This is a genomic window from Pseudoflavonifractor sp. An85, from assembly GCF_002161235.1.
Lineage (GTDB): Bacteria > Bacillota > Clostridia > Oscillospirales > Oscillospiraceae > Enterenecus.
On sequence record NZ_NFHE01000011.1, the window covers coordinates 59,916 to 82,050 of the forward strand.

Genomic DNA, 22,135 nt, shown 5'->3' on the forward strand with positions numbered 1-22,135 from the left:
TTATTGTACCTCCTTTGCAACTTTCCATTGAACAGAAGTTTGATAGTCCTGCCACATGTGGCTGAAAACGCCGCCTTTTTCCAGCAGCTCCCGGCTCTTGCCGCTCTCTGTGATCTGCCCGTCCTCAATGACATAGATTTGGTCTACGCCAGCTACGGTAGAGAGACGATGGGCGATCATAATCACCGTTTTCCCCTGTGACAGCTTGGAAAAGGCTGCCTGTACGCGAGATTCATTATCCGGGTCGGCAAAGGCGGTGGCCTCGTCTAAAATTACGACAGGCGCATTTTTCAACATCACGCGGGCGATGGCAATCCGCTGTTGTTCGCCACCGGAAAGGTACACACCTTTTGTCCCGATCACGGTGTCTGCGCCTTGGGGCAGCTTTTCCAGAATATCGTCACACTGGGCATTGTGGAGGGCAGCCATGATTTCTTCGCGGGTAGCATCCGGTTTGCCCATACGCACATTTTCCAAAATCGAGGCTTTGATTAGGCGGCTATTCTGGAATACAAAAGAAACTGTATTCATTAGTTCCTCTTTGGCGATGTGCTTCACATCCACGCCGCCAATTTTCACCTGCCCGTCTTGCGGGTCAAAGAACCGGCAGATCAGATTGGCAAGCGTGGTCTTGCCACCGCCGGAAGGTCCCACAAAGGCCACCGTCTGCCCTGCGGGAATGGAAAGGGAAATATCCTTGATGACCTCGTTTTTTCCATCATAACTGAAATGAACATGGTTAAGCTGTACCGAAGCGCCGTTTGGGTGTTCCGGCTGTGCTGCTTCTGCAAGAGGGTTCAAATTCAATACGCTGTCGATTCTATGCAGGGCATCGTCTACGATCATGGCATTTTCGCTCTGAAACATGATACGGGTAAGGGTGACGGAGATGATGGGCGTGATGATGATGTAGAACATTAAATCCAGCAGGAAATCCTTGGTAACGCCGCCTTGGGTAAAAATCAGCGCACCGGCAATCAGCGCGGCAAAGACGCCGTTGATGGCTGCCGTATAGAACATCATGGGTGCTCGGAGCTGCTTGGTATAGGCAATCACCCACACTTTATACCGATCGATGGAATCCTTGAATTTTTTGAAGGAGAATATGGTCTGACCGAAGGTTTTTACAACGGGAATCCCCCGTACATACTCTACCGCTTCATTGGACATATCATCGAGAGCGTTTTGGTATTCTTTCATTTTTTCCTGCATTTTCTTTCCGGTCATCGTCATCATAATCAGAAAGCCCAGCACTACCGGCACAAGGCTCAAAAGTCCCAGCCGCCAGTCGAACACCAGTAGCAGAACCAAAAGGCCGCATGGCGTCGCAATGGCATTGGCACGGTCGGGAAGCTGATGCGCCAGATAGGTTTCGGTGGCGGCGCTGGATTCATTGACGATCTTGCGCAGCCTGCCGCTGCCGAATTGCTCTGCAAACCCCAGCGGCAGCTTTACAATATGCTCCATCGTTTGTAGGCGCAGGTTGGTGGCAATGCGGAACGCCCCTTTGTGGGAACACATCAGAGCGCCTATGTAGACCAACACCGCGATCACTGCGAACAGCACCGCCATCCAGCCGTTACGGGTCAGGTTTTGCGCATGGCTGAAATCCGGCGCAACTGCCAACACTTCCTGCATGACCTTCCAGATATAGTAGAAAGGCACTAACGCTATGAGGGCGCTGATGGCCGAAAGCACCCAGGAAGCGTAAGTCAGGTATTTGTGGTTGCCTGCAATCTGTAGCAGGCGTGACAGATTGGATTGTTTTTTCAAAGAAGATTCCTCCTTTTCTTTATTTCATCTATGATAAAGAGAACACAAGCGCGTCCTTCTTATATCCGTATAAGTTAGTTATCGCTAACCTATGAGCAAAAATTACAGGGCATTACTGCCCCATAATTTTCATCCATCCGGCTGTATAGAAAGCCCGCATTTCCTTCACATAATTTTCTGCGTTTTGAAGCGGCATCTCGTGAATCACCAATTCAAAAAAGGTGTGGAACATGCCGGTAATCAGGATATGCTCCAGCGCGGGGTCAATCTGGGGAGAAGGCCGCCCAAGCTCCTGCAAGACTTCTTGATAGGCATGGGTTGCCGCTGCCTCAATTTCCACCATTTCATCAATAAGGCCGGAAAATTTTGTCCCTTCCGAGCAGCAGAGGATGAGCTTACATTCCTCAAGATGTTCATAAGCGTAGTGGAGCATATCAAACATGCAAGCGCCGGAAATGTCTCCCATAACCTCCGGCTGCTGCTCGTGGGGGAGATCGGCAAATTCCTTCTGCGCTTTTTGAAAACAGCCAAGCAGGTACGCATAATGCTCGCCTACCAAAGCCTCGAACAATTCTTCTTTGCTTTTGTAATAGCCATAAAAGGCTCCGGTAGTCATTCCCACGGATTTCACAATATTCCGCAAGGAAGCGTCTTTGTACCCTTTTTCTAAAAACTCTGCTTTTGCGGCCTGGTGGATACGTTCTAAGGTTGTCAGATTGCCGTCTATTTTCTTCGCCTCCTTATAACGCTGTTATATATCACTGTTATATTCTATCTCGAGAGGCGGGTTCTGTCAAGAGGGGAAATTACCCATAGAAGTATTTCAGACATTGGAGATAAAACAAGGTGAGGCAGCGTTTATACACTTCCTCACCTTTCTATTTTTCTTCAAATTTATAGCCGATACCGTAGACGCTTTTTACATAGTCCGGCAGATCAGGGGAAACCCTCAATTTTCTCCGTAGATTGCTTACATGGTTATTTACCGCTTTCCGTGAATAGTAAGTATAATCTTCTTTCCATACCAGATCCATAAGCATTTCATAGGTGAATACTCGTTTTGGATTTAAGATAAGCAAGGAGAAGATTTCAAATTCTTTGACTGTCAGAGGAATCACATTGCCTTGCACCATCACAAGGCGTTGCTCTAAACAGAAATATAAATCACCTTCCCGGATTTCTGTTAATGGCTGATCCACCTGTAATGGAGTAAAATACTGGCCTCGAAAGTGCGTTGTATATGGAAGATCAGCCGGAATATCGCCAGCCTCATAGTCACGAACAAATTGAGCCAACTCCTTCTTTTGATTCGGGGAAAGCAGGGAAAGCAGTTTTTTGCCTATTTGTCTGCCAGAATCCTCTAAATCCAACACGGCTAATTTCCCATATCACCACCACCTAACCGTCATCAAATGCTTTCTTTAATTTTTGAAACGATTCTGAACTAACTGCGTGTTCAATGCCGCAAGCATCCTGCTCTGCGGTTTCGGGATCCACGCCAGCCAATATAAGTTGCTTTGTGAAAAACAGGTGCTTTTCGTAAATCTGTTCGGCAATCTGCAATCCTAGTTCCGTTAGGGAAAGTGTACCGTCAGCATTTTTAACAAGATGGCCGGATTTTATGAGTTCCTTGACTGCCCGGCTTACGGAAGGCTTTTTTACCCCCAACTGCTCTGCGACATCTACGCATCGAACATAACCGTGCTGCTGTTTTATCATTAAGATAGCCTCCAGATAATCCTCCATCGCTGGTGTCAAAGCCATTGGCACACCTCCCTTCCAGAACATTCTTCGTGTTCACTACCGTTATTTCGCCTTTACATTGGCGATTTCAATGAACAACTGGTCGCTGCCAAAGCTGAACGAATCAATCTTGTCGCTGTTAAAGGCGGCATACTGATGCGCAGAGGTAAACGGAACCAGTACGGCTTGATCTGCCGCAAAGGTAAGCACCTCGCTATAGATTTCCTGCACACGGTCCAAATCAGCGGTGCTGTCCAGCTCTTTAATGGTGTCCGTGCCATTTTCCATAGTAAGGGCAACCTGCCACAAAATCGGGTCGGACATCATTTCCGGGTTCATATTCGTCATGGTGAGGAACGGGTCATAGTAACCGCCGTAGGTTGTGTGGAGCGAGAAATCAAAATCGGTAGAAACCTGCGTAAACCACGTCATATTATCCGAACCGCGAGGCGTTACTTCAAACCCTACTTCACCCAATTCCTGAGCAATTACAAGCGCCGCATCGTCCATTGTTCCCTGATTGGTGATATAATCCAGCGTAACACTCAATTTTGCGCCATCTTTTTCGCGGATGCCATCGCCATCACTGTCTACCCAACCGGCGCTTTCCAGCAATTCTTTTGCTTTATCTGCATTGTAGCTGTATGTAGTGGCTTCTACATCGCAATACGGTAGAGAGGTATCCAGCAACTGTTCCGAAGCTGTTTCAAGACCGGAGAATACACTGTCGCTGATCGTTTCCTTATCAATCGCATAGGCCACCGCCTGCCGGACAGCGGCATCGTTAAACGGAGCCTCCTGTGTATTGAAGCCGATAAAACGGCTGTTGGAAATGCTGTCATCCAATACGGTGCCAATTCCATCCGCAGAGGAAAGTTCGGTATAACCAGCAAAGCTCAAACGGGATGTACCCGCAAGCAGATCCACTTCGCCATTGCGCAGAGCGAGAATTGCAGCATCGGGATCCGCGATCACTTTTACGGTAAATTCGTCCACATCAGGCTGTTCTCCCCAATAATTGGGATTGCGGACGAAAGTATAAGAGGTTCCGTCACCGTCCCCGGCATACATATAGGGGCCAGTCCCCATTGTCTGGGTCAGCAGTTCTTCTTTAGTTGTCAAATCCTCATTAAACGCATTGGGCGATACGATTCCCATTGGGTTGCACATGGCGAGGTCGTTCAAAACACCATAATAAGGAGTGGTAAGATGAATTGCCACGGTATGTTCGTCCACCACTTCAATCGACTCCGTGAGTGTTCCAATCTTACCAAAGGATGCAATATATGCTCCCAAATTGGAGAATGCCGCCTCTAAGCTGGTTTTTACTGCTTCCGCATTGAGGTCAGCACCATCCGAAAACTTCACGCCTTCTTTGAGATGGAAAGTGTAGGTCAGTCCATCATCGCTGATGTCCCACGTTTCGGCCAGCCCAGCCTTAAATTCACCATTTTCCCGAACGACGAGTGTATCGTAGCAGTTACGGGCATAGTAGGTGAAACCGTAAGTACCATTGGAAGTGGCAGGGGACATCGCTGGATAGAAGCCGGTGGAAAAATCCCAGCTTTCTGTTGTTGTGATACTTACCGGAGTAGAATCAGAACCGGAAGTATCGGGTGTTGTACTGTTGCAGGCGCAGAGACCAAGCACCATAACGCCCGCCATCATCAGTGCAGCAAGTGATTTTAGTTTCATAAATCAAACCGTCCTTTCGTTTTTTGTATATATCACGCCCCAAGGAGCGTATATACCTATTTCAAATCAAGTGGGAAGCGCGCAAAAGCTGTTTGGTATAGGGGTTTTGAAATATCTTCAGATCCCCATTCCATTGACGGCTTTCGATCAGTTTCCCGTTTTGCATCACATGAATTTCGTCCGCAAGATAAAGCGCCGCGTCAATCTCATGGGTAATGAAAAGATAACAGCATTGTTCTTCCTCCTGAACTCTTTTTAGCAATTCCAAAATACTTTTGCGCAGAATGACATCCAAACCGCTGATGGATTCGTCAAAGACGATATAGCGCGGGGAAACAGCCAGAGCACGGGCAATCCCTACGCGCTTTTGCTGCCCGCCGGAGAGTTCGCCCGTTTTCTTGTTCGCTGTTTCCTTCGGCATCCCCATACGGTCAAGCAATTCAAAAATTCTTGCCCGTTCTTTCTCTTTAGGTATATTCAGCAGGTTTCGGATTGGCTCGGCAATCGCCTGATAAACCGTAAAATGGGGGTCAAGGGCGCTTTTTCCGTCCTGCAATACCAGTTGGATTGCTTTTGCCGTTTCTTTCCGGTTTCTTTTTCCTTTGCGGGAAATCGGTTTTCCGTCCAGCAGGATTTGACCGGACGAAGGTGATTCCAGCCCCAAAATTAACCGTGACAAGGTGCTTTTTCCGCAGCCGCTTTCTCCCACCAAAGCGTAGATATGATGATCTTCCATAGGCAGGCTCACATCAGAAACCGCATCAAACAGCAACTTATCTTCGCCTTTGTATTGTTTGCTTACATTTTTCACCTCCAGCATGTACTCACCCCCATCCCAAGTGGATCGCCTCAATCAGTTCCTTGGTATAATCAGCTATTGGATTCTGTAAGACCTCTTGGGCGCAGCCTTGTTCTACCATCTGTCCTTCTTTCAAAATCAGTACATGGCCTCCGACATGCCGTGCAACATCAAAGTCATGGGTGACTAAAAGCAGTGCGCAGCCCTGCTCCTGTAGATGCAGGAATTGCTCCACCGCTTTGTCCCTGTGAATCGCGTCTAAAGCGGTAGTCGGTTCATCGGCAACCACCAGCTTTGCGTTACCGGCAATCGCAAGGGCAATGAGGCAGCGCTGGAGCATACCACCCGAAAGCTGATACGGCCTGCTGCTTAAAATCCTTTTGGTGTCTGTAAGCCCTGCCCGAGACAACGCCTGTTCATAAAGAGACAAGGCTTCCTTTTTCTTCAAATCTTGATGCAGGTTAAGAAATTCGGCCATTTGAGCACCAATTTTTCTGGAAGGGTCGAGCGCCGTCATCGGATTTTGCGGGATAAAAGCGATTTTATTGCCATAGTACAGCGCCCGTTCTTTTTCCTTTAGCTGTAAAAGCGATCTGTTATCAAAAAAGATTTCGCCATTCACTTGGAAGGCGCTGCTGTTAAGCAGCCCCAAAATTGCCCGGCAGGTCATCGTTTTTCCGCTTCCTGATTGGCCTAAAAGGATAACTGCACCCGCTTCCTCCAACGAAAAACTGATGTCCTTCACCAAATCCTGATATGGATTTTTAAGCGCAATGCTAAGATGTTCTACCTGTAACAGCTTTTTGCTCATAGCACATCCTCCTGCGGCTGAAGAATGTCCCTAAGCGCCTCGCCAAACAGATTGAAGCCTGCGGCGGCAATGAAAATGCAGATACCGGGGTAAATGAGCAGTTCCGGGTGGGAATACAACGCCATCTGCGCTTCCTCCAGCATTGCGCCCCATTCAGCCGTTCCGCTGGGCAGACCAAGGCCGAGAAACGAAAAGCTGGAAACCGTGAGGATGGCCGAAGCTACGCCCGTTGAAAAATACACCAAAAACTGCGGAAGGATATTGGGAATTAAATGGTGAACAATAAGCTGCCACATTCCACAGCCGGACACCCTCGCGGCGACAATGTAATCCCGCCCAAGTTCCGTTTTGGCATAGGTGCGAATAAGCTGCATAAACCGCGCCCACATGGAGATGACAACCGCCCAAATAATATTTTGCAGGCCATTTCCCAAAACGCCGATAATCGCCACTGCGATAATGAGCGTGGGGAAAGCGATAAATACCTGGCTGATTCCTGTCACAACACGGTCAAACCAGCCGCCGATACACGCTGTCATCATTCCAAGGATTAAACCAATCCCTCCCAACAGAATCAAAATGGGAAGCGCCAGCCCAAGGGATGCTCTTGCACCATAAAGCAAGCGGGATAATTCACACCGCCCAAGCTGATCGGTTCCAAGGGGATAATCGGCGCTCGGCGCTTGATATTTCATCAGTGGATTCACCTCGTCCGGCGCATGGGGAGCCAAAAGCGGTGCGAGAATTGCAACGGCGCAGATCAGCACAATCAGGCCAAGCCCGATGACCGCCTGCGGATTTCTCCATATTTTACGCAGCATCGCTTTCCTCCTTTCTCCACGGGCATAGCAAGTGGTTGAGTATTTCGCCAAACAGTTCGGCCAGAAGATACAGCGCGGCGATAATCAGCATACAAGCGCCAATCGCGTTGGCATCAGCAGCCATAATGCAGTTCATCAGGTAGTTGCCCACACCTTTGATAGAAAAGACCTTTTCCACTACGGCGCTTCCAGCAATCAGATAGCTTACATACTGGCAGAACAGGGTGATGACGGGCGGCAGGGCATTGCGGAATACCTTCTTCCAGAGGATCCTGTTTACCGTCATCCCGTTGGCACGGGCAAAGCTCACATAATCACGGTGCATTTCTTCCAGCAGTGAAGCGCGAAATACCCGTACAGTCGAGCAAATCACAGGAAAAGATAAGGTAATGGATGGCAATATCAATCCCATAATCCCCGATGCAGGCGTTACGCTGAAAATCGGGATTTCCACAGCGAAGCCAATCAACAGCAAAAAACCGAGCCAGAACGGAGGAACACAAATTCCAAACAGCGAAACAATCCGCATGATATGGTCCGTCAGCTTGTTCTTTTTGGCCGCGCATAAAACGCCAAGCAGAATTGAAAACACGATAATTTCAGCTAACGACAGAAAAACTAATTGCAGCGTTTGCGGGAAGTAGGCTGCCAAATCCGCAGCCACCTCGTTTGTTGAAAAAATAGATTCCCCAAAGTCGCCGCGAAAGACACCGCCGATCCAGTTCAAATACCGAATCGGAAGCGGCTGATCCAAACCAAGTTCCGCGCGTACCTGTTCAATCACTTCCGGTGTAGGAGAGAGATTTCCACGGCGCACAAGATAAGTGGCTGGGTCTGTACTGGATAATGCAGTCAGGATAAAGCACAGGATGCTTACGCCAAAGAGCAGAACCAGCAGCCGCACGATTCGTTTTATCCAATGAGATTTCACCGTTTCCCTCCTTTCTGGTTAATCAAAGCTAACCATTGTGTCGAAGTAACTGCGGCAGGCGGCATATCGCCCGCCGCAGTGCATAAATTACTGTGCAAGTTTCCAGTTCCGCGCTTTCTGCCGGATATTCCAGAATTTTTGATAGATTCCTTTTTGTTGTATCAGTTCAGCGTGAACGCCTTTTTCTACAATTTTTCCGTTATCCACCACCAAAATCTGATCGGCATCCCGAATCGTGGACAGCCGGTGTGCAATGACAATCAGCGTCTTATTTTTTACCAAAGCGCTGATGGCCTGTTGCAAATGCACCTCGTTTTCCGGGTCAACGCTGGCGGTTGCCTCGTCAAGCAGGATAATCGGCGCGTCCTTGAGCATGGCGCGGGCGATGGAGATCCGCTGCTTTTCTCCACCGGACAGGGTGGAGCCGCCTTCGCCAATTACCGTGTCATATCCTTGTGGCAGAGCAGAGATAAAATCGTGGCAGCAGGCTTTCTTTGCCGCTTCTACCACTTGCTCATGGGTTGCGTCCGGGCAGCCAAACTTAATATTGTTCTCAATAGTATCGTGGAACAGATACACATTTTGAAATACCATGCTCATATTCTTCAAGAGGCTGTCACAGGTAAACTCTTTGACATCGTGGCCGCCTATGGTAATGCTGCCTTCCTGCACATCCCAAAACCGGGCGATCAGCCTTGTAATGGTGGTTTTGCCGCCTCCAGAGGGACCGACAATCGCAGTCATGCTGCCCTGTGGAATGGAAAAACTCACATCCTTCAAAATTGGATTGCCATTCTCATAAGCAAAGGACACATGCTCGAAGCCAATGTCAAAGGAATCCAAAGGGATGTCCCTACCGTTTTCATCAATTTTTTTTGCCTGTTTGATACGCTCTACCCGGTCAAGGGCAGCGTCCATTGTCCGAATCATTGTCGTCATCTGGCCCATAACCTCAATCGGATTGAAGATGGTAAAGGAAGCGATCAGAATAACGGCGAGATTAGCGAAAGACAGGTCGCCGCCAACAGCGAGGATTCCCGCGCACAGCATAATCATGCAGGCCGAAATACGGAACACCATCGAATAGGTCATATTGAGCGGGGTAAATACACGCTCCACCCCATAAGAGGCAGCCGCATTGCTCTCATAGGCATCTTCAATATCGCTCAGATTTTTGTCGCACATATTGAAGGATTTTACAACGGAAATACCTTGCACGTATTCCAATGTGGCCGCAACTGCTTCGGATTGGATTTTCTGCCGCTTTGCAGAGAGCGCCTTTCCTTTTTTCTGCATGTGGCTGTAGATTGGGAAGGAAAGAAGGATGCCTGCCACGAAAATCAAACCGATACGCCAGTCAAAGGCTAAAATACAACCCGCCATGACAATCATACTCAAAACGCCGGTTGTAACCTTATCAAGAATGTGCATAGAGTAGTTCTCGAGAAAGTTCAAATCCGTTGTAACAGTCGCCGTAATGTCTCCGACACTGTTATCATGGAAAAAGCCCATCGGCACATTCCGCAGCCGGTCGCCCAATGCAATCCGTTCTCTGGCTACAAACTCAAAGCCTGCCGTACTTTGCAGCCGGTAAACCAGATATTTGAAAATCATGCGCAGGATTAAACCTCCTGCAATCAAGCCGATAACAATACCCCATGTTTGTCCTGTAATCGGTTGACCGTTCTGCAATTCTATCAGGACAAGAAAGACGGCGGCGATTGGCAGCAGGCCGAACATGGATTCCAGAAGGCCACAGATAAAGCTGCCCCAAATCCGTTTCGATAAGTTTCCGCTTAAACGCAGTACGCGCCGGATGATTTTCAGCATAATTCACTCACCTCCTGATTCATACTCCAATCCATAGCGCTGATATGGGCTTTCCACATATCCAGATAGGTTTCAGAATGGGTAAGAAGCTGCTCATGAGTTCCCTGTGCGGTAATCTGTCCGTTTTCCAACACTAAAATCTGGTCGGCATACATAATGGTAGAGAGCCGGTGCGCAATGACAATCAAAGTTTTCCCCTTTGTCAGCTTATCAATGGAGCACTGCAATTTATCTTCATTCTCCGGGTCTGTGAAGGCAGTGGCTTCATCTAAAATCACGATAGGCGCATTTTTGAGGATTGCCCGCGCTATGGCAAGGCGCTGGCGCTCGCCACCGGAAAGCCTTGCCCCGGCGTCACCGGCATTGGTATCGTACCCTTGAGGGAAACGTGAAATAAATTCATCGCACCCGGCCTGTGCTGCCGCCCATTCCACTTCCTTATCAGTAGCCTCCGGTTTACCAATGCGGATATTATCGCGCAGACTCATATTGAACAGAAAGTTGTCCTGCGATACATAGCTGATCTTCTCTGTTAAGTCGGTAAGGGACATCTCCCGAATATCAATCCCGCCTACTAAAACTGCGCCTGCATCGACATCCCAAAACCGGGCGATCAGTTTGGCTAAGGTTGATTTACCCGAACCGGAAGGCCCCACAAAGGCAGTTACGCTTCCGGTCTTTGCTGTGAAAGAAATACCGTGAATGATCTCGCTGTCGCCATAGCCGAAATGAACATCCTTCATCTGCATGTCGGCTTTGTCTGTATGCTTCGGCTGTGCCGGTTCCGTCAATTCTTCCATATCAAGAAGCGCCTGAATACGGGGCTGCACTTCGGAAATAACGGCAAAACTTTCCCAAAACTCGGTAAAGTTTTGCAGGGAACCAACGATTGCCATAGAGAGAAGAATACAAACAATCAGTTCGGCAAGACTAACCGCACCGCCTGAAATAAGAGCCATTCCGACAGGCAAAACAAAGGCAATCGAGGATGGTAGAATCGCTTGGCTGATGCTCATAAACGGCCAACAGTGTTTATACCACTTTGTCGTGATGTCCCGCACCTTTAGAACTGCCGACTGGAACCGCCCCATTGAGGAAGCAGTCTGATTAAATGCTTTGATGACCTCCATACCATTGACATATTCCACAATGGTTGCGTTCATATTGGCATTGGACATCATGTATTCCTTCATCACTTCGCCACGGCCAAACATCATGCCATAATAGATCAGGTTTCCCAAAATAGCTGAAACCAAAGCGGCCAACGCCATGCGCCAGTCAATCACCAACAAATACAGAATGACAAAGATCGGAACAAGTATGCTGGCGGTCATCTCAGGGATAGCATGAGCCAGCGGTCCTTCCAGCCTTTCCGCATCATCGATAACAAGCTGCTTAAACTCGCCAGAAGATTTGCCCTGAATCGTTCCCATAGATACCTTGGACATTTTCTTCATGATTGTGGTACGAATATTTTTGATGATTTCGTAAGCTACCTTATGGGAGCAAAGCGTCGATTTCGCGTAAAGGGTATGCTTCAAAAGATACCCGCACAGAGCGATGACCGGCAAGAGGATTGCCCAAGTCGTTGTCAGACTGCTTGCCAATGCCTTTTGCAGCAAGATTGCAACCGCGATATATGGAACAATACCAAAAGCAGAAGACAAAACAGATAGGACAACGGCAAATGATAGCTGCGGTTTCTTTTCGTCGGCAAATTTGAGGATTCCTTTATAGGGGGATTCTCTCTTGCCATTTTCTTTTCGCATATACATTTACCCGCCTTTCCGTGTTATTTTCCAAACACAGTTTAGTGTAGCAAAACCGCCTGCGCTTTTGTGACCGAATCCGGCGGTTTTATACCCCAATCCGGCAAATCTGTTTTTGAAGCGACTTGATTTTCGCAAGCAGATGTGATATTATGTGGTTAGTTATTGCTAACTATTATTTTTGTGAAAGGAGTTTGGCAGTATGCTTTTACAATGGTCCGCCCCCGAATATATGCCTCACTCTTTTCAGGTTTCCGGCCTTTCGGGTACCGTAGGGCATAAACAAACCGGCAACTGCTTTGATCTCACAAAACAGGTTGCCGATGGTTTTGTGGGTATGCAGGAGTTATCAAAAGGGCTGTTTTTGGTTCAGTCTGAAATGGCCTTTAAGCGGGAAACGGAATTGTACGAAGAATATCCAGAGCGCAAGGTCTTTCAGCTTTCCTTCTGTATGAATGGAATCTGCGAATGGGATTATCGCCAAAAGCAAGGCGAGCACTACCAGCTTTCCCCAACACAGTGCAGTTTGCAATGTGGGACGTTTTCACAGTGCGTAAGCCATTTCGGTTCCGAGCAGCCTTACCATACCTTGAGCATTTCGCTGGAGGAAGGACGTTTTTCCTCACTGACAGAAGATTTAGAAGCAGCGCATTTAATTCGGCGGGATGATAAGATTTGTACCCATGTATTTTCCACCACACCGGAGATACGCCTTGTTTTACAGCAGTTGTTGGACTGCCCGCCCGAGCGGAAGCTGCGCAAGTTGTATCTGGAAGGAAAGGTTTTAGAACTGCTGTCTTTGTTTTGTGATGAAGCGATTGGCAAGCAGAAAAATACCAAAGATATTTCCAGAGAAGATTACCGATGCTTGATGAAAGCGAGGGAAATTATCGACAATCATTTCCTCCATCCTTTGACAATCGCACAGATTGCCGAACAATGTTTTTTGAGCGAAACCAAATTGAAACAGGGGTTCAAAATCTGTTTTAATTGCACGGTTTATGAATACATCGTGGAAAAACGAATGGAGATGGCCTACCGCCTGCTGCAAAGCGGAAAGTACAAGGTAAAAGACGTGGTATGGATGGTAGGATATACCAACGCAAGCCATTTTATCGACACTTTTAAAAAAAGATATGGCGTTACGCCCGGAGAAATTTAAGTTCCTACTCTGCGGGAAAACTTTGGAGAATCGGCACTTGCCAATCTTTCGCATCATGTTAAATTAGGAGAAAAAATATGTCTTTCTTTCAAAACACCTGCAAACCAAAAGGATTCGCCGGGAAGATCATGGTCAATATGATGAACACCGGTCATGCCGCACTTGCAGAATGGGGCTTGACGCACATAAAAATCCGCGACGATGATTTCTGTCTGGATATTGGCTGCGGTGGAGGGGCTAACCTCAAACGCCTTTTGGGAAAAAGTTCAAATGGACACATAACTGGTGTTGACTACTCCGAAGTTAGTGTTCAGAAGTCGAAAAAACTCAATCGGGCAGCAATTCAGGAAGGCCGATGCGAGGTTTTGCAAGGCAATGTTATGAATCTGCCGTTTTCAGAAAACAGTTTCCACTTGATAACTGCCTTTGAAACGATCTACTTTTGGCCTGATATTCAAGTTGCTTTTCAGCAAGTATATCGTGTGCTTAAAAATAGCGGGACTTTCCTGATCTGCAATGAAGCCAATGGGAAAAATACAAAGGACGAAAAATGGACAGATATAATCCACGGCATGACAATTTATACTTCCGAACAGATTGAAAGAGCATTGGAAAATGCCGGGTTTTCAAAAATTCAAGTAGAGCAAAATGAGAAAGGTTGGCTCTGTGCGATTTGCAAAAGAGATAATTGAAAATATGATTATACAAAAAAGGTACGTCAGCATACTACGCTAACGTACCTTTTCATTTTTCCTCAACTTTATTATTTTCACAGATTGGCAAGCAATGCAAACATATACATGTTTTGCGATTTTGGCCGGATTGCACCGGCCAAAATGCTTGTTGAGGGATTCCCCCCAAGCCCCCAAGATCGTCCCCATTCGGTGACGGCTGCGCGTCCTGCGGACGCTGAAAAATTTTAAGAAGCAAAAGAAAACCTCTATGCAAATGGTTCGTCCATTCACATAGAGGTTTCATATTTCCCGTTCACTTGGCATAGGTTAGTATTTTCGCAATACTTCTTTATGCTCCTCTGCCATTTGGGTCAGCCTCTTTTTTTAGAATGAATTAACACAAACCGGCTTTCTCCTGGAGAAAGGCAATGAGCTCTTTGCGTTTCCACACCACGAATTTATACTGGTGGCCGTCCTTGGTGGTTACCAGCATACCGTTGGGGATGAATCCCAGGTTGTTCACCGGCTGGACGTTGACAATGTCGGTATAGGGAATGGTGGTGGTCCCAGTCTGGATGTTAAAGGCGTGGGAGCGGAACACCAGTTGGGTCTCCTCAAAGTGCAGCTTTCCCCCAACAGTCTCAGGGCCTCGGAACAAATTGGCAGCAACCACGGATTTCATGAGCCTACCTCCCAGATGGCCGGGTATAGTCCCGGTGATTTGACTTTATGATAGCAGAGCGGGGATGAAAAGGTAAGAAATTAGTTCCACCCGTAGCGGAGAATGAAATAAATCACATAAGCCCAATTCAGCAGCCCATGGAAGATGGCCCACCCAATGGAGTGCCAGTTCACATAGGAAATCACCATGGCCAGAGCTGCGCCAAAGGACATGCCCTTGGTCACTTGCTGCACCGTGGTTTTCTTGACCACGGTGGTGGAGGCCTGCTTGCTGCCGTATATCAGCTCCTCCATGGTGACGTCCAGTATCTGGGCAATTTTATGGAGTGTGTCAATGTCCGGCTGGGTCTTTCCGTTTTCCCAGTTGGACACCGCCTGACGGGTCACATTGAGCTGCTGGGCCAATTCGTCTTGGGTCATATGTCGTTGGGTGCGGAACCGCTTGATGTTTTCACCAACCATGGGGTCATCCTTCTTCCGTTGTGGGATGCCTTTTATGATAGGGGAAAAGGGGTGAAATGGCAAGCAACGGTTTGTTGCGAGGGAGGAAAGAAAAGATTTCCATCGAAAGGGCGTTTTATGTAGAAGGGTTTTATGGATGACACCGTCCACACCAGCGGCACCCGTTACAGGTCTCTCGTCGGACACAGGTGGCACACCGCTTTTGAATGGGAATCTCTCGATCTGGAGCGGGATATTGCAGCCCGGAGCGCAGGGCCTGAACATGCTGATAGGCTTTGCAGATGTGGTACTCTTTTCCGTCTTTGACGAAGCGGTCCCCAGTGCCAAAAAAGGTGAAGGGTACCTGGTATTGCCTGCACTGGTCATAGAGCTGCTTCACCCACTCATAGCGAAGAGGTCTGGCGCCCTCGTAGTTTTCCCCGTCTGCAATTATTTTCTCAAACTGTCCACTGGCCAGATAGGGGGACAAATCCACCGGCCCCAGAAAGGGGGCCACCATGACACCCTTGTGCTTGGCGGGGATGTCCAGAAGAATGGGCAGACGTTCGTCGGCCCGCCGCTGATTTTCTGCCGTGACGTTGAGGGACACATGGTCCCAACCATCCAGCCAGTCCCAGGGCAGACACTCCCGGATGCGGTGTGCCCGTTTGGTCAGAAGGAAAAAATGGAGGTCGGAGCGTTGTCGGATCATATCCCATACCTCATCCCGCCACGGGTCGGCCTCCTCCAGGAAGAAGTCACTGGTCATACACACCCGGAGGGATTCTCCGCTTCTAATTTTATAGTTGCCATGGCGGTCTTTTTTGAGAGGAAGGTTAAAGCTGGTTTTCACCTTGTAGATGTCTCCGCCAAATTTATCTCGCTGGCTGTCCTGATAAAACATGTAGCAGTGGTCACAGCCCTCACTAAACTTGTGACACCCATGCCAAGGGTTCCAAATATCCCGGCTCATAGTAGTGCCCCCTCCTTCCGTTGAGGATATGTGTAGATACAGTATAAGTTTTGCGTGGGAGAGCGTCAAGGAGGGGAAAATAAAAAGGAAATTGTACTTGTTCAAATGGTACAGTTAACGATTAATGTTAGGCACGAATACTTTAACAGGGATGCCACGGCCCTTGCAGTTGTCGATCACATACTTTGTTCCGCGGGAAGTTCCATCCCAAAATGCAAGCACCAAATCTGCATACTCGATGATGGTGATATTGCGTTTGAGCGGAGCAGTTCTCCCGTACTTTTTGTATTCCGGTAGATATTCTGTCAACTTGATGCCGGTGGAGATTGCATACTCTTTAGCACAGGTGTCGATGCCTTTTGCGCCTCCAGATACAATTTCAGTCACCCCATCAGGAAGATATTTTTCCAGATTAGAAACGGTTAGTCCTCTGGAACCCACAACAGCAACTTTCATGGTATAACACCCCAGACATACAAAGATATTATAGATATACGGTATATCTACTTGGGACATTCTATCACATGATAGACATAAAATAAACACACAATATATCTATTAGGGTGATATTATGGCGATTAAAAGCGTGTCCATTCGCATTGAGGAAGAAATGCTGGAAAAACTGGGGTTTGTGGCGGACTATGAGGGGCGTTCGGTCAATAGCCACATTTTGGTGCTAATTCGGGAGAATATCAAAGCCTTCGAGCAGGAACACGGCGAAATAGATGGAACTATCCGCCCGGATGTGAACGTGAAACCGACCCGAAAGAAATAAAAGAGGGCCGCACTTTTGATGTAGGAGATCAAGAGTGCGGCCCTCTTTTATTCTTTACTCCCCAAATTCCAAGCTGGCAGTTGGATTGAGTGAATAGTGAAGAGTGAAAAGGGAATAAGTAAAAATCCCAAACGCACAAAAACAAATAGCGGTCTTCTGTCCGTCGGTGCTTTTGCACCGTACAAGTGTTTTCGCCTGAGGCGAAAACCTTGGCGCAGGCGGAATTGACTTCCGCCGAGTATTGAGACAACCTGCGGTTACCAAAAGAAAAGCACCTGCCGAGGCAGGTGCTTTTCTTTTGGTGGAGGCGAGGGGAGTTGAACCCCTGGATAAAACTATGAAAACCGTTGGGGCACAACGGGTTTTAATTTTGCGTTTGTAATTTTGTTTGTAAAAGATGTGAGAAGTAGGTGTCCACAGCGGTGTCCACCTCTGTGCGCTTATGCTCCATGGTGTGCTGATAGACGGCCTTTAGCATATTGTCGGTGGCGTGACCCATACGCTCCTGGGCGTATCGGTTGGGGATGCCGAGGGCCAGCATGATGGAGGCGTTGGCGTGGCGCAGATCGTGGAAACGGTAGTGAGGAAGACCAAGCTTTTCACACAAGCGGGAAAATGCCTTGTACATTGCTTGTCCAGAGAGGTGCACCAGATACTCGTCTGTCTTAGGCTGGCGCTGGATAATCTCCAAGAGCTGGGGCGGGAGGTGGAGCCGACGATCTCCAGCGGTGGTCTTGGTTCCTTTGACTGCTGGGCCGTGATCGCCCTCCACAATGGCCTGTTTGACATGAAGCGTATCACCGGAAATACAGTCCCAGGTTAGGCCGCGAATTTCAGAGGCTCGGAGACCTAGCCAGACGGCCAGATAAATGGGTAACTCCATTCGAGTGCCAGAGCAACCGGAGAGGATGACCTGTATGTGCTCGGGTGTGGGAATGGAAATCTCGGCCTTTTGCTTTTGCGGTAGAGTGGTGTGCAAAGTAAAGTCCGGACGATAAGTGGCAAGCGTGGCAGAGAGAAGGCCGTGAGCGTTACGGACTGACTTGGAAGATTTGGTTTTAGCCATGCTGTTGACCGCTCTTTGCACCTGCTCCTGGGTGAGGGAGGACACATGAATGGGCATGAGTTCCTGGAAGGCGTTGGCCCTGATGCGGCGATATCCGGCCACAGTGGCGGGAGATAGAACGGCGTCCTTGGATTCAATATAGCGATTGATGGCATCTCCTACGGTGAGGGGAATCTGCTTCTCACGCTTGGCCCCGGCTTTGACAGCAGCGGCAGCGGCCAGGGCTTTTTTCTCGGTGGGCTCGGTGATGGAGATGCGGCGCCCACCAACCATCACCACCACATTCCAGTTGCCAGAGGGGAGCTTCTTAGGCGTTGGGAGTTTCATGGACGACACCTCACAAAAACAGAATGGGCATATTATGCACAAATTTTACACCGGACATGAAATGGAGTCAATAAAAAATCAGGAGCGGGACACCAGACGGTGCGCCGCTCCCTACAAAAGTCATGAGAAATGTCATTACTTTTCAATCTACAATCATGATAGCCGGGAAATACAGCTCTGTCAACCGTAACAACTACTGCACGGGGAATAGTCGTGGGATTTTGCATACTCATAACTAACGGGACGTGAATCGTGGCCTGACAGCTGGAAACAGTCTTCTTTGTGATAGTGGGTACCATATGTGGTGACCCAGACCATATTATCAACATAGTCATAAAACTCGTCATAAAATTCAGACCTTGTTCCGCCGGATGAACCGGAAGAAGATGCTCCTGAATTACCGCCACCAGAAGTAAAATCAGAACCTACTCGGCAATCGAGATACCCTTTGTTATAGCCAGCTGTATATTGGCGGCGTGCATACAGCACACATTCCTCAGCCAGAGACTCGACGGCGTAGTTACAACCTTGGTTGTAGGCGTAGTAGTGTGAGGTGCATAGAGCAGCTATAACGAGGGAAAATAACCGGAGAATCCAGTTGGGTTTATGATTTTTCATACGACCAATCCTTGAAGCAAGATTTTAAAATTCTGAACCGTCAATAGTAGATACTGCAAGATTTCCACCATCTTGCAAGTATAGCTCGACAGTCCATCCATACACATAGTCGCCGTATTCTTCAAAAAGGAAATCGTCGTCAGCCTTGTAGTACTTGGTATCTGAACCAAACAAAAATTCCTCACCATACCAAGTATCGCCATGAGCGTAATACAGCTCGTAACAACCAAAGTCAACGTCTATATTCACGGAACGCCCGCCGTATACAAAGACTGAACAAACATCTCTGTGAGAATACTTGTCCTTTAGCTTAACAAGATAATAGCCATCACCACGGGTCTCAATGGTTAGAGGGGCATCGTAACGATAAAACACGCTGTCCAGAATTTTGCCGCTCCCGGGAAGAACCTGGGGGAGTGGCTGGGATTCCGTTGCGGATGGCTGTGGAGAAAAACGAGAAACACCGGCTGAAATGCAAAGAACAAGGATAAGCACAGCTGAAATAACGAGAACGTTTATGAGGGTGGCTTTTGAAGAACGATACAGACGTTCCTTTTGGCGCTGCTCCTGATCGTGTGAATAGCGAGGTGGGGGTGGTTGGCAATCGGCCTTTTCGTCGGGTGCCTCAGGGGCTGCTGTTGTCTCGTCATTCGCTTTTGCGGATGTCCAGGCGGTGAAGTTAGGAATGGTTTTATCGTAAATCCGCCGCTTTTCGGGAGAAGACAAAACAGAGTACGCCTCGTTGAGCTGTGCGGATTTGACTTTAGCTACTTCCGGAGGACCAGTAAATACATCGGGATGAAAGAACTTGATTTGAGCTATGTAGGCGGCTTTGATTTCGCCCTGCGTGGCTGTAACTGGAACGCCAAGAACATCGTAATAAGTCATACGAACACACCCCCTTTTTCATCAATATACCATGACAACCAAAGATTGACAAGACAAAAGCCAGGCGTAAAGCCTGGCTTTTGTCTTTTAGTCACCTGCGGCCTTTTCGGCGTCGGTAATGGAACTGGAAAGATTCGATGTTTGGGAACTGGAGGCAGAGAGTGAGTTCCTTTTTTTATATTCCGCTTCCAGATCATCCACAGTTGGGGCCGGAGCGGGAGAGGATAGGGCAGAGGAAAGACGCTTGCGGAAGTGGTCCAGGACCGCCTGGCGGATGTCCTTGGGGAGCGTGAAATACGCCTTGATGATCTCCAGCTCCAGGGGATCACCTTCTCGCTCCAGGACATACTGAGTCAAATCGAAGGAATTGCTTGGGAGGTACATGGGACCGGTACCTGACCGTAGCCATTCCTCATTGACGTTGAACACACGGCAAATATCGGAGATTGTGCGGTCACTAGGGACGCTGTCAGGCTGCTTACTCAATTTTGAGATATAGGCTGGCGTAACATTGATTCTACGTGCAAACTCGCTCTTATTTAGTCGGTTATCGTCGGCAATTTTTATAATCCTAGAAGCTATTGAATCCAAAGTAATCACCTCCTTCGAACTTTATTATACACGGAGGAAAAGAAAAATCAAGATTATTTTAAACTGGGTTGAAACTACGTATTGACAACTAAACCTAGTTGATATATAGTTAAACCAAGTTAAAGGAGGTGAGCGCCATGAACGAAATGAAAATCATGATCATGCGGGACGAGCAGGGGGAGGTGCAGAGCCTCCTGGAGACCCTGGGCGACATGAACGAGGCCCAGAAGAAGGACATGCTGGTATTCTTCCAGGGCGTTGCCTTTGGCCGGATGCTGGCAGAGCGGCAGGCCGTTTGAGCGGCCTGCCAAAAAAGAAAAGGGGTGTGACTATGCCAACAGTCTATTTAACTAAGGAGGCCAAGGAGGCCGCCAAGCGGGGGGAGATGTCCCGGGCACTGGGGGATGCATTGGCCCTGAAAAAGCACAGAGAGAGAAAAAGCGTGGATGAGCTGGCCAAGGAGGCCGGAGTGGCCAGAAGCTCTATGGACAAGCTGCTTCGCGGCGAGAATGTCCGGGTGGAGGTGCTCTCCATGTGGAAGATCTTAGAGATGGCGGGGATGTCCGTTAAGAGAAATAAGGGGGACACGGTATGTTGATTCAGGAATTTACCGATATGACCGGCTTCGAGCCTACTCCGGAGGAGTTCCAAGAGATCGAGTCAGAGTACTACCGCTTTGACGGGGACAAGCAGGCGTTCTGCAAGGACTTCGTGGAGCGGAGCGGGGAGAAGCAAGTGTATGCCCGCCGGGCCGAGTACATCAAAGAGCTGTACAGCCGGCTGATGGATCAGGAGAAGGAATACACCGCCAAGCTGAACAAGCTGGAAGAGGCGTACGCAGAGCAGATACTCAAGTTGACCGCCCGGGTGGCGCAGCTCCAGGAGGAGCTGGATCGGGAGATGGAATGGAGACCTGCGGACAATGTGGGCACCCATATGAGCCAAGAGGAATATGAAGACCTGGCAAAGCACGGTCACAAGCTGGGCTTAGAAGATACAATCAAGCTGATTGCCACGGAATTTGGCTTTGCGCCGGGCCGTCTCGAGATCAAAGACGAGGCCGCTACCTATGAGGTGAATAAGTATCGCAAATTCAGGGTGAAGGACGAGCTGGAGCGGCCACCGGTGTATTCCTCTACCGACTGGAACTACATCCGATTCGACTGCGCTGGGATCCAGTACGAGATGATCAACGGGGAGCTGGTGAGGTATGAAGACTAAGCTGAGCATGGCCATCAGGGCGGGCACAAAAGGCGGGAGCGCAGTCCTGAGCCTGATGGGGGATGACATTGCGGCTGTCATGGACACCCTGCATGATGTGGCGGTAAAAGTCGGACAGTGGGCAGATCTCCCCCCGGCATCGGTTTTGCTGACGGTCGCAACACTGCTCACAGTGGAGGAATATCAGGCACGAAAGGCGGCGGAAAGTCTTGGAGGACGAGAAGAGAAAAGCGGAGATCAGGAAACTAGCCAGGCTGATCTTCCAGCTGGCCAGGGAGTTGCACACAACGCCGGAGAAGGTGCTGGAGAGGCTGACAAAGGACTGAGGGAGGAAAGAAACTGATGAAGAAAAGAAAAAGCAGAAGGCTTGAATGGGCCCGATATGTAGTGGCATGTACGGCGATACTCACTGTGGCATGGCTTGTGGTTACGCTGGCGGTTATGGCTTTCACGAAAGCGTGGGCTGAAGAGCCGAGGCCGGAACCTACCAGAGCACAGATGGAAATTGCAGCGGAAACGCTGGAACAACTGAAAGGAGAATGAACG

Annotated in this window: 27 protein-coding genes; 8 read left to right on the forward strand and 19 right to left on the reverse strand. The window is 48.7% G+C overall.

What is annotated here, in order from left to right; all coding sequences use genetic code 11:
- From B5G37_RS07070 to B5G37_RS07120, 11 genes are all read right to left on the reverse strand, one after another.
- Positions 1 to 1,773: an ABC transporter ATP-binding protein gene (locus B5G37_RS07070; protein ID WP_087255892.1), complete on the reverse strand. Its 1,773-nt coding sequence runs from the start codon at positions 1,771 to 1,773 to the stop codon at positions 1 to 3.
- 112 nt (positions 1,774 to 1,885) lie between these two features.
- Positions 1,886 to 2,500, reverse strand: a complete 615-nt coding sequence (locus tag B5G37_RS07075; protein WP_027969004.1) for a TetR/AcrR family transcriptional regulator — start codon at positions 2,498 to 2,500, stop codon at positions 1,886 to 1,888.
- A 151-nt stretch (positions 2,501 to 2,651) separates the two neighbouring features.
- Positions 2,652 to 3,143: a response regulator transcription factor gene (locus tag B5G37_RS15540; protein ID WP_235837541.1), complete on the reverse strand. Its 492-nt coding sequence runs from the start codon at positions 3,141 to 3,143 to the stop codon at positions 2,652 to 2,654.
- A gap of 28 nt (positions 3,144 to 3,171) precedes the next feature.
- Positions 3,172 to 3,537, reverse strand: coding sequence for a metal-dependent transcriptional regulator (locus B5G37_RS07085; protein ID WP_044992169.1), 366 nt, complete (start codon positions 3,535 to 3,537; stop codon positions 3,172 to 3,174).
- A gap of 42 nt (positions 3,538 to 3,579) precedes the next feature.
- On the reverse strand, positions 3,580 to 5,211 hold the full coding sequence (locus B5G37_RS07090; protein WP_044992170.1) for an ABC transporter substrate-binding protein: 1,632 nt from the start codon (positions 5,209 to 5,211) through the stop codon (positions 3,580 to 3,582).
- A 61-nt stretch (positions 5,212 to 5,272) separates the two neighbouring features.
- Positions 5,273 to 6,031, reverse strand: a complete 759-nt coding sequence (locus tag B5G37_RS07095; RefSeq protein WP_021658790.1) for a dipeptide/oligopeptide/nickel ABC transporter ATP-binding protein — start codon at positions 6,029 to 6,031, stop codon at positions 5,273 to 5,275.
- 4 nt (positions 6,032 to 6,035) lie between these two features.
- Positions 6,036 to 6,821, reverse strand: coding sequence for an ABC transporter ATP-binding protein (locus B5G37_RS07100; RefSeq protein ID WP_021658791.1), 786 nt, complete (start codon positions 6,819 to 6,821; stop codon positions 6,036 to 6,038).
- Entirely contained in the window at positions 6,818 to 7,642 is an 825-nt protein-coding gene (locus B5G37_RS07105) for an ABC transporter permease subunit (RefSeq protein WP_021658792.1), read from the reverse strand. Before B5G37_RS07105 ends, B5G37_RS07100 begins: the two co-directional genes overlap by 4 nt.
- Positions 7,632 to 8,573 (reverse strand): ABC transporter permease, encoded by a 942-nt coding sequence (locus B5G37_RS07110; protein ID WP_052537614.1) that lies wholly within the window; start codon positions 8,571 to 8,573, stop codon positions 7,632 to 7,634. The genes B5G37_RS07105 and B5G37_RS07110 overlap by 11 nt, the downstream gene beginning before the upstream one ends.
- A gap of 87 nt (positions 8,574 to 8,660) precedes the next feature.
- Positions 8,661 to 10,403, reverse strand: coding sequence for an ABC transporter ATP-binding protein (locus B5G37_RS07115; protein ID WP_087255894.1), 1,743 nt, complete (start codon positions 10,401 to 10,403; stop codon positions 8,661 to 8,663).
- Entirely contained in the window at positions 10,397 to 12,172 is a 1,776-nt protein-coding gene (locus B5G37_RS07120) for an ABC transporter ATP-binding protein (RefSeq protein ID WP_044992189.1), read from the reverse strand. Before B5G37_RS07120 ends, B5G37_RS07115 begins: the two co-directional genes overlap by 7 nt.
- Before the next feature lie 202 nt (positions 12,173 to 12,374).
- Here B5G37_RS07120 and B5G37_RS07125 point away from each other — a divergent pair, with 202 nt between their 5' ends.
- Together B5G37_RS07125 and B5G37_RS07130 are read left to right on the forward strand one after the other, a co-directional pair.
- Positions 12,375 to 13,334 carry an AraC family transcriptional regulator gene (locus B5G37_RS07125; RefSeq protein ID WP_052537615.1) on the forward strand — a complete coding sequence of 320 codons (960 nt, stop codon included), beginning with the start codon at positions 12,375 to 12,377 and terminating at the stop codon, positions 13,332 to 13,334.
- Positions 13,335 to 13,411: 77 nt separating this feature from the next.
- Positions 13,412 to 14,026: a class I SAM-dependent methyltransferase gene (locus B5G37_RS07130; RefSeq protein WP_021658797.1), complete on the forward strand. Its 615-nt coding sequence runs from the start codon at positions 13,412 to 13,414 to the stop codon at positions 14,024 to 14,026.
- Positions 14,027 to 14,402: 376 nt separating this feature from the next.
- On the opposite strand, the gene B5G37_RS07135 is transcribed toward B5G37_RS07130, so the two are convergent.
- From B5G37_RS07135 to B5G37_RS07150, 4 genes are all read right to left on the reverse strand, one after another.
- Complete coding sequence (locus B5G37_RS07135) at positions 14,403 to 14,690, reverse strand: GRAM domain-containing protein (RefSeq protein ID WP_087255897.1); 288 nt, start codon at positions 14,688 to 14,690, stop codon at positions 14,403 to 14,405.
- 80 nt (positions 14,691 to 14,770) lie between these two features.
- Positions 14,771 to 15,151, reverse strand: a complete 381-nt coding sequence (locus B5G37_RS14955; protein WP_143482895.1) for a helix-turn-helix transcriptional regulator — start codon at positions 15,149 to 15,151, stop codon at positions 14,771 to 14,773.
- 130 nt (positions 15,152 to 15,281) lie between these two features.
- Entirely contained in the window at positions 15,282 to 16,103 is an 822-nt protein-coding gene (locus B5G37_RS07145; protein WP_087255899.1) for a DUF5131 family protein, read from the reverse strand.
- A 114-nt stretch (positions 16,104 to 16,217) separates the two neighbouring features.
- Complete coding sequence (locus B5G37_RS07150; protein WP_087255902.1) at positions 16,218 to 16,559, reverse strand: DUF2493 domain-containing protein; 342 nt, start codon at positions 16,557 to 16,559, stop codon at positions 16,218 to 16,220.
- Positions 16,560 to 16,674: 115 nt separating this feature from the next.
- Here B5G37_RS07150 and B5G37_RS07155 point away from each other — a divergent pair, with 115 nt between their 5' ends.
- Positions 16,675 to 16,878 carry an Arc family DNA-binding protein gene (locus B5G37_RS07155; protein ID WP_087255905.1) on the forward strand — a complete coding sequence of 68 codons (204 nt, stop codon included), beginning with the start codon at positions 16,675 to 16,677 and terminating at the stop codon, positions 16,876 to 16,878.
- Positions 16,879 to 17,242: 364 nt separating this feature from the next.
- Here B5G37_RS07155 and B5G37_RS07160 read toward each other — a convergent pair whose 3' ends face one another.
- The 4 genes from B5G37_RS07160 to B5G37_RS15715 form a co-directional block, all read right to left on the reverse strand.
- Positions 17,243 to 18,271 carry a site-specific integrase gene (locus B5G37_RS07160; protein WP_087255908.1) on the reverse strand — a complete coding sequence of 343 codons (1,029 nt, stop codon included), beginning with the start codon at positions 18,269 to 18,271 and terminating at the stop codon, positions 17,243 to 17,245.
- 180 nt (positions 18,272 to 18,451) lie between these two features.
- A complete protein-coding gene (locus tag B5G37_RS14960) occupies positions 18,452 to 18,889 on the reverse strand; it encodes a hypothetical protein (protein ID WP_143482896.1) in 438 nt (145 codons plus the stop codon).
- Between the two features lie 24 nt (positions 18,890 to 18,913).
- A complete protein-coding gene (locus B5G37_RS07165) occupies positions 18,914 to 19,777 on the reverse strand; it encodes a J domain-containing protein (RefSeq protein WP_087255910.1) in 864 nt (287 codons plus the stop codon).
- Between the two features lie 87 nt (positions 19,778 to 19,864).
- Positions 19,865 to 20,161: a hypothetical protein gene (locus B5G37_RS15715; protein WP_242962807.1), complete on the reverse strand. Its 297-nt coding sequence runs from the start codon at positions 20,159 to 20,161 to the stop codon at positions 19,865 to 19,867.
- A gap of 344 nt (positions 20,162 to 20,505) precedes the next feature.
- On the opposite strand from B5G37_RS15715, the gene B5G37_RS15185 reads away from it, so the two are divergent.
- The 5 genes from B5G37_RS15185 to B5G37_RS07190 are packed head-to-tail and all read left to right on the forward strand — an operon-like array spanning position 20,506 to position 22,132.
- Positions 20,506 to 20,667, forward strand: coding sequence for a hypothetical protein (locus B5G37_RS15185; protein WP_158099366.1), 162 nt, complete (start codon positions 20,506 to 20,508; stop codon positions 20,665 to 20,667).
- A 32-nt stretch (positions 20,668 to 20,699) separates the two neighbouring features.
- Positions 20,700 to 20,966: a hypothetical protein gene (locus tag B5G37_RS07175; RefSeq protein WP_087255915.1), complete on the forward strand. Its 267-nt coding sequence runs from the start codon at positions 20,700 to 20,702 to the stop codon at positions 20,964 to 20,966.
- Complete coding sequence (locus tag B5G37_RS07180) at positions 20,960 to 21,589, forward strand: hypothetical protein (RefSeq protein WP_087255917.1); 630 nt, start codon at positions 20,960 to 20,962, stop codon at positions 21,587 to 21,589. The genes B5G37_RS07175 and B5G37_RS07180 overlap by 7 nt, the downstream gene beginning before the upstream one ends.
- Positions 21,579 to 21,932, forward strand: a complete 354-nt coding sequence (locus B5G37_RS07185) for a hypothetical protein (protein WP_087255919.1) — start codon at positions 21,579 to 21,581, stop codon at positions 21,930 to 21,932. The genes B5G37_RS07180 and B5G37_RS07185 overlap by 11 nt, the downstream gene beginning before the upstream one ends.
- On the forward strand, positions 21,932 to 22,132 hold the full coding sequence (locus B5G37_RS07190) for a hypothetical protein (RefSeq protein WP_087255921.1): 201 nt from the start codon (positions 21,932 to 21,934) through the stop codon (positions 22,130 to 22,132). Before B5G37_RS07185 ends, B5G37_RS07190 begins: the two co-directional genes overlap by 1 nt.
- The last annotated feature ends 3 nt before the right edge of the window (positions 22,133 to 22,135 follow it).

Coding starts and splice junctions, on each gene's coding strand:
- B5G37_RS07085 (WP_044992169.1), bottom strand. CDS start 3,537: ATGGCTTTGACACCAGCGATGGAGGATTATCTGGAGGCTATCTTAATG.
- B5G37_RS07090 (WP_044992170.1), bottom strand. CDS start 5,211: ATGAAACTAAAATCACTTGCTGCACTGATGATGGCGGGCGTTATGGTG.
- B5G37_RS07095 (WP_021658790.1), bottom strand. CDS start 6,031: ATGCTGGAGGTGAAAAATGTAAGCAAACAATACAAAGGCGAAGATAAG.
- B5G37_RS07100 (WP_021658791.1), bottom strand. CDS start 6,821: ATGAGCAAAAAGCTGTTACAGGTAGAACATCTTAGCATTGCGCTTAAA.
- B5G37_RS07105 (WP_021658792.1), bottom strand. CDS start 7,642: ATGCTGCGTAAAATATGGAGAAATCCGCAGGCGGTCATCGGGCTTGGC.
- B5G37_RS07115 (WP_087255894.1), bottom strand. CDS start 10,403: ATGCTGAAAATCATCCGGCGCGTACTGCGTTTAAGCGGAAACTTATCG.
- B5G37_RS07120 (WP_044992189.1), bottom strand. CDS start 12,172: ATGCGAAAAGAAAATGGCAAGAGAGAATCCCCCTATAAAGGAATCCTC.
- B5G37_RS07125 (WP_052537615.1), top strand. CDS start 12,375: ATGCTTTTACAATGGTCCGCCCCCGAATATATGCCTCACTCTTTTCAG.
- B5G37_RS07130 (WP_021658797.1), top strand. CDS start 13,412: ATGTCTTTCTTTCAAAACACCTGCAAACCAAAAGGATTCGCCGGGAAG.
- B5G37_RS07135 (WP_087255897.1), bottom strand. CDS start 14,690: ATGAAATCCGTGGTTGCTGCCAATTTGTTCCGAGGCCCTGAGACTGTT.
- B5G37_RS14955 (WP_143482895.1), bottom strand. CDS start 15,151: ATGGTTGGTGAAAACATCAAGCGGTTCCGCACCCAACGACATATGACC.
- B5G37_RS07145 (WP_087255899.1), bottom strand. CDS start 16,103: ATGAGCCGGGATATTTGGAACCCTTGGCATGGGTGTCACAAGTTTAGT.
- B5G37_RS07150 (WP_087255902.1), bottom strand. CDS start 16,559: ATGAAAGTTGCTGTTGTGGGTTCCAGAGGACTAACCGTTTCTAATCTG.
- B5G37_RS07155 (WP_087255905.1), top strand. CDS start 16,675: ATGGCGATTAAAAGCGTGTCCATTCGCATTGAGGAAGAAATGCTGGAA.
- B5G37_RS07160 (WP_087255908.1), bottom strand. CDS start 18,271: ATGAAACTCCCAACGCCTAAGAAGCTCCCCTCTGGCAACTGGAATGTG.
- B5G37_RS14960 (WP_143482896.1), bottom strand. CDS start 18,889: ATGAAAAATCATAAACCCAACTGGATTCTCCGGTTATTTTCCCTCGTT.
- B5G37_RS07165 (WP_087255910.1), bottom strand. CDS start 19,777: ATGACTTATTACGATGTTCTTGGCGTTCCAGTTACAGCCACGCAGGGC.
- B5G37_RS15715 (WP_242962807.1), bottom strand. CDS start 20,161: ATGTACCTCCCAAGCAATTCCTTCGATTTGACTCAGTATGTCCTGGAG.
- B5G37_RS15185 (WP_158099366.1), top strand. CDS start 20,506: ATGAACGAAATGAAAATCATGATCATGCGGGACGAGCAGGGGGAGGTG.
- B5G37_RS07175 (WP_087255915.1), top strand. CDS start 20,700: ATGCCAACAGTCTATTTAACTAAGGAGGCCAAGGAGGCCGCCAAGCGG.
- B5G37_RS07180 (WP_087255917.1), top strand. CDS start 20,960: ATGTTGATTCAGGAATTTACCGATATGACCGGCTTCGAGCCTACTCCG.
- B5G37_RS07185 (WP_087255919.1), top strand. CDS start 21,579: ATGAAGACTAAGCTGAGCATGGCCATCAGGGCGGGCACAAAAGGCGGG.
- B5G37_RS07190 (WP_087255921.1), top strand. CDS start 21,932: ATGAAGAAAAGAAAAAGCAGAAGGCTTGAATGGGCCCGATATGTAGTG.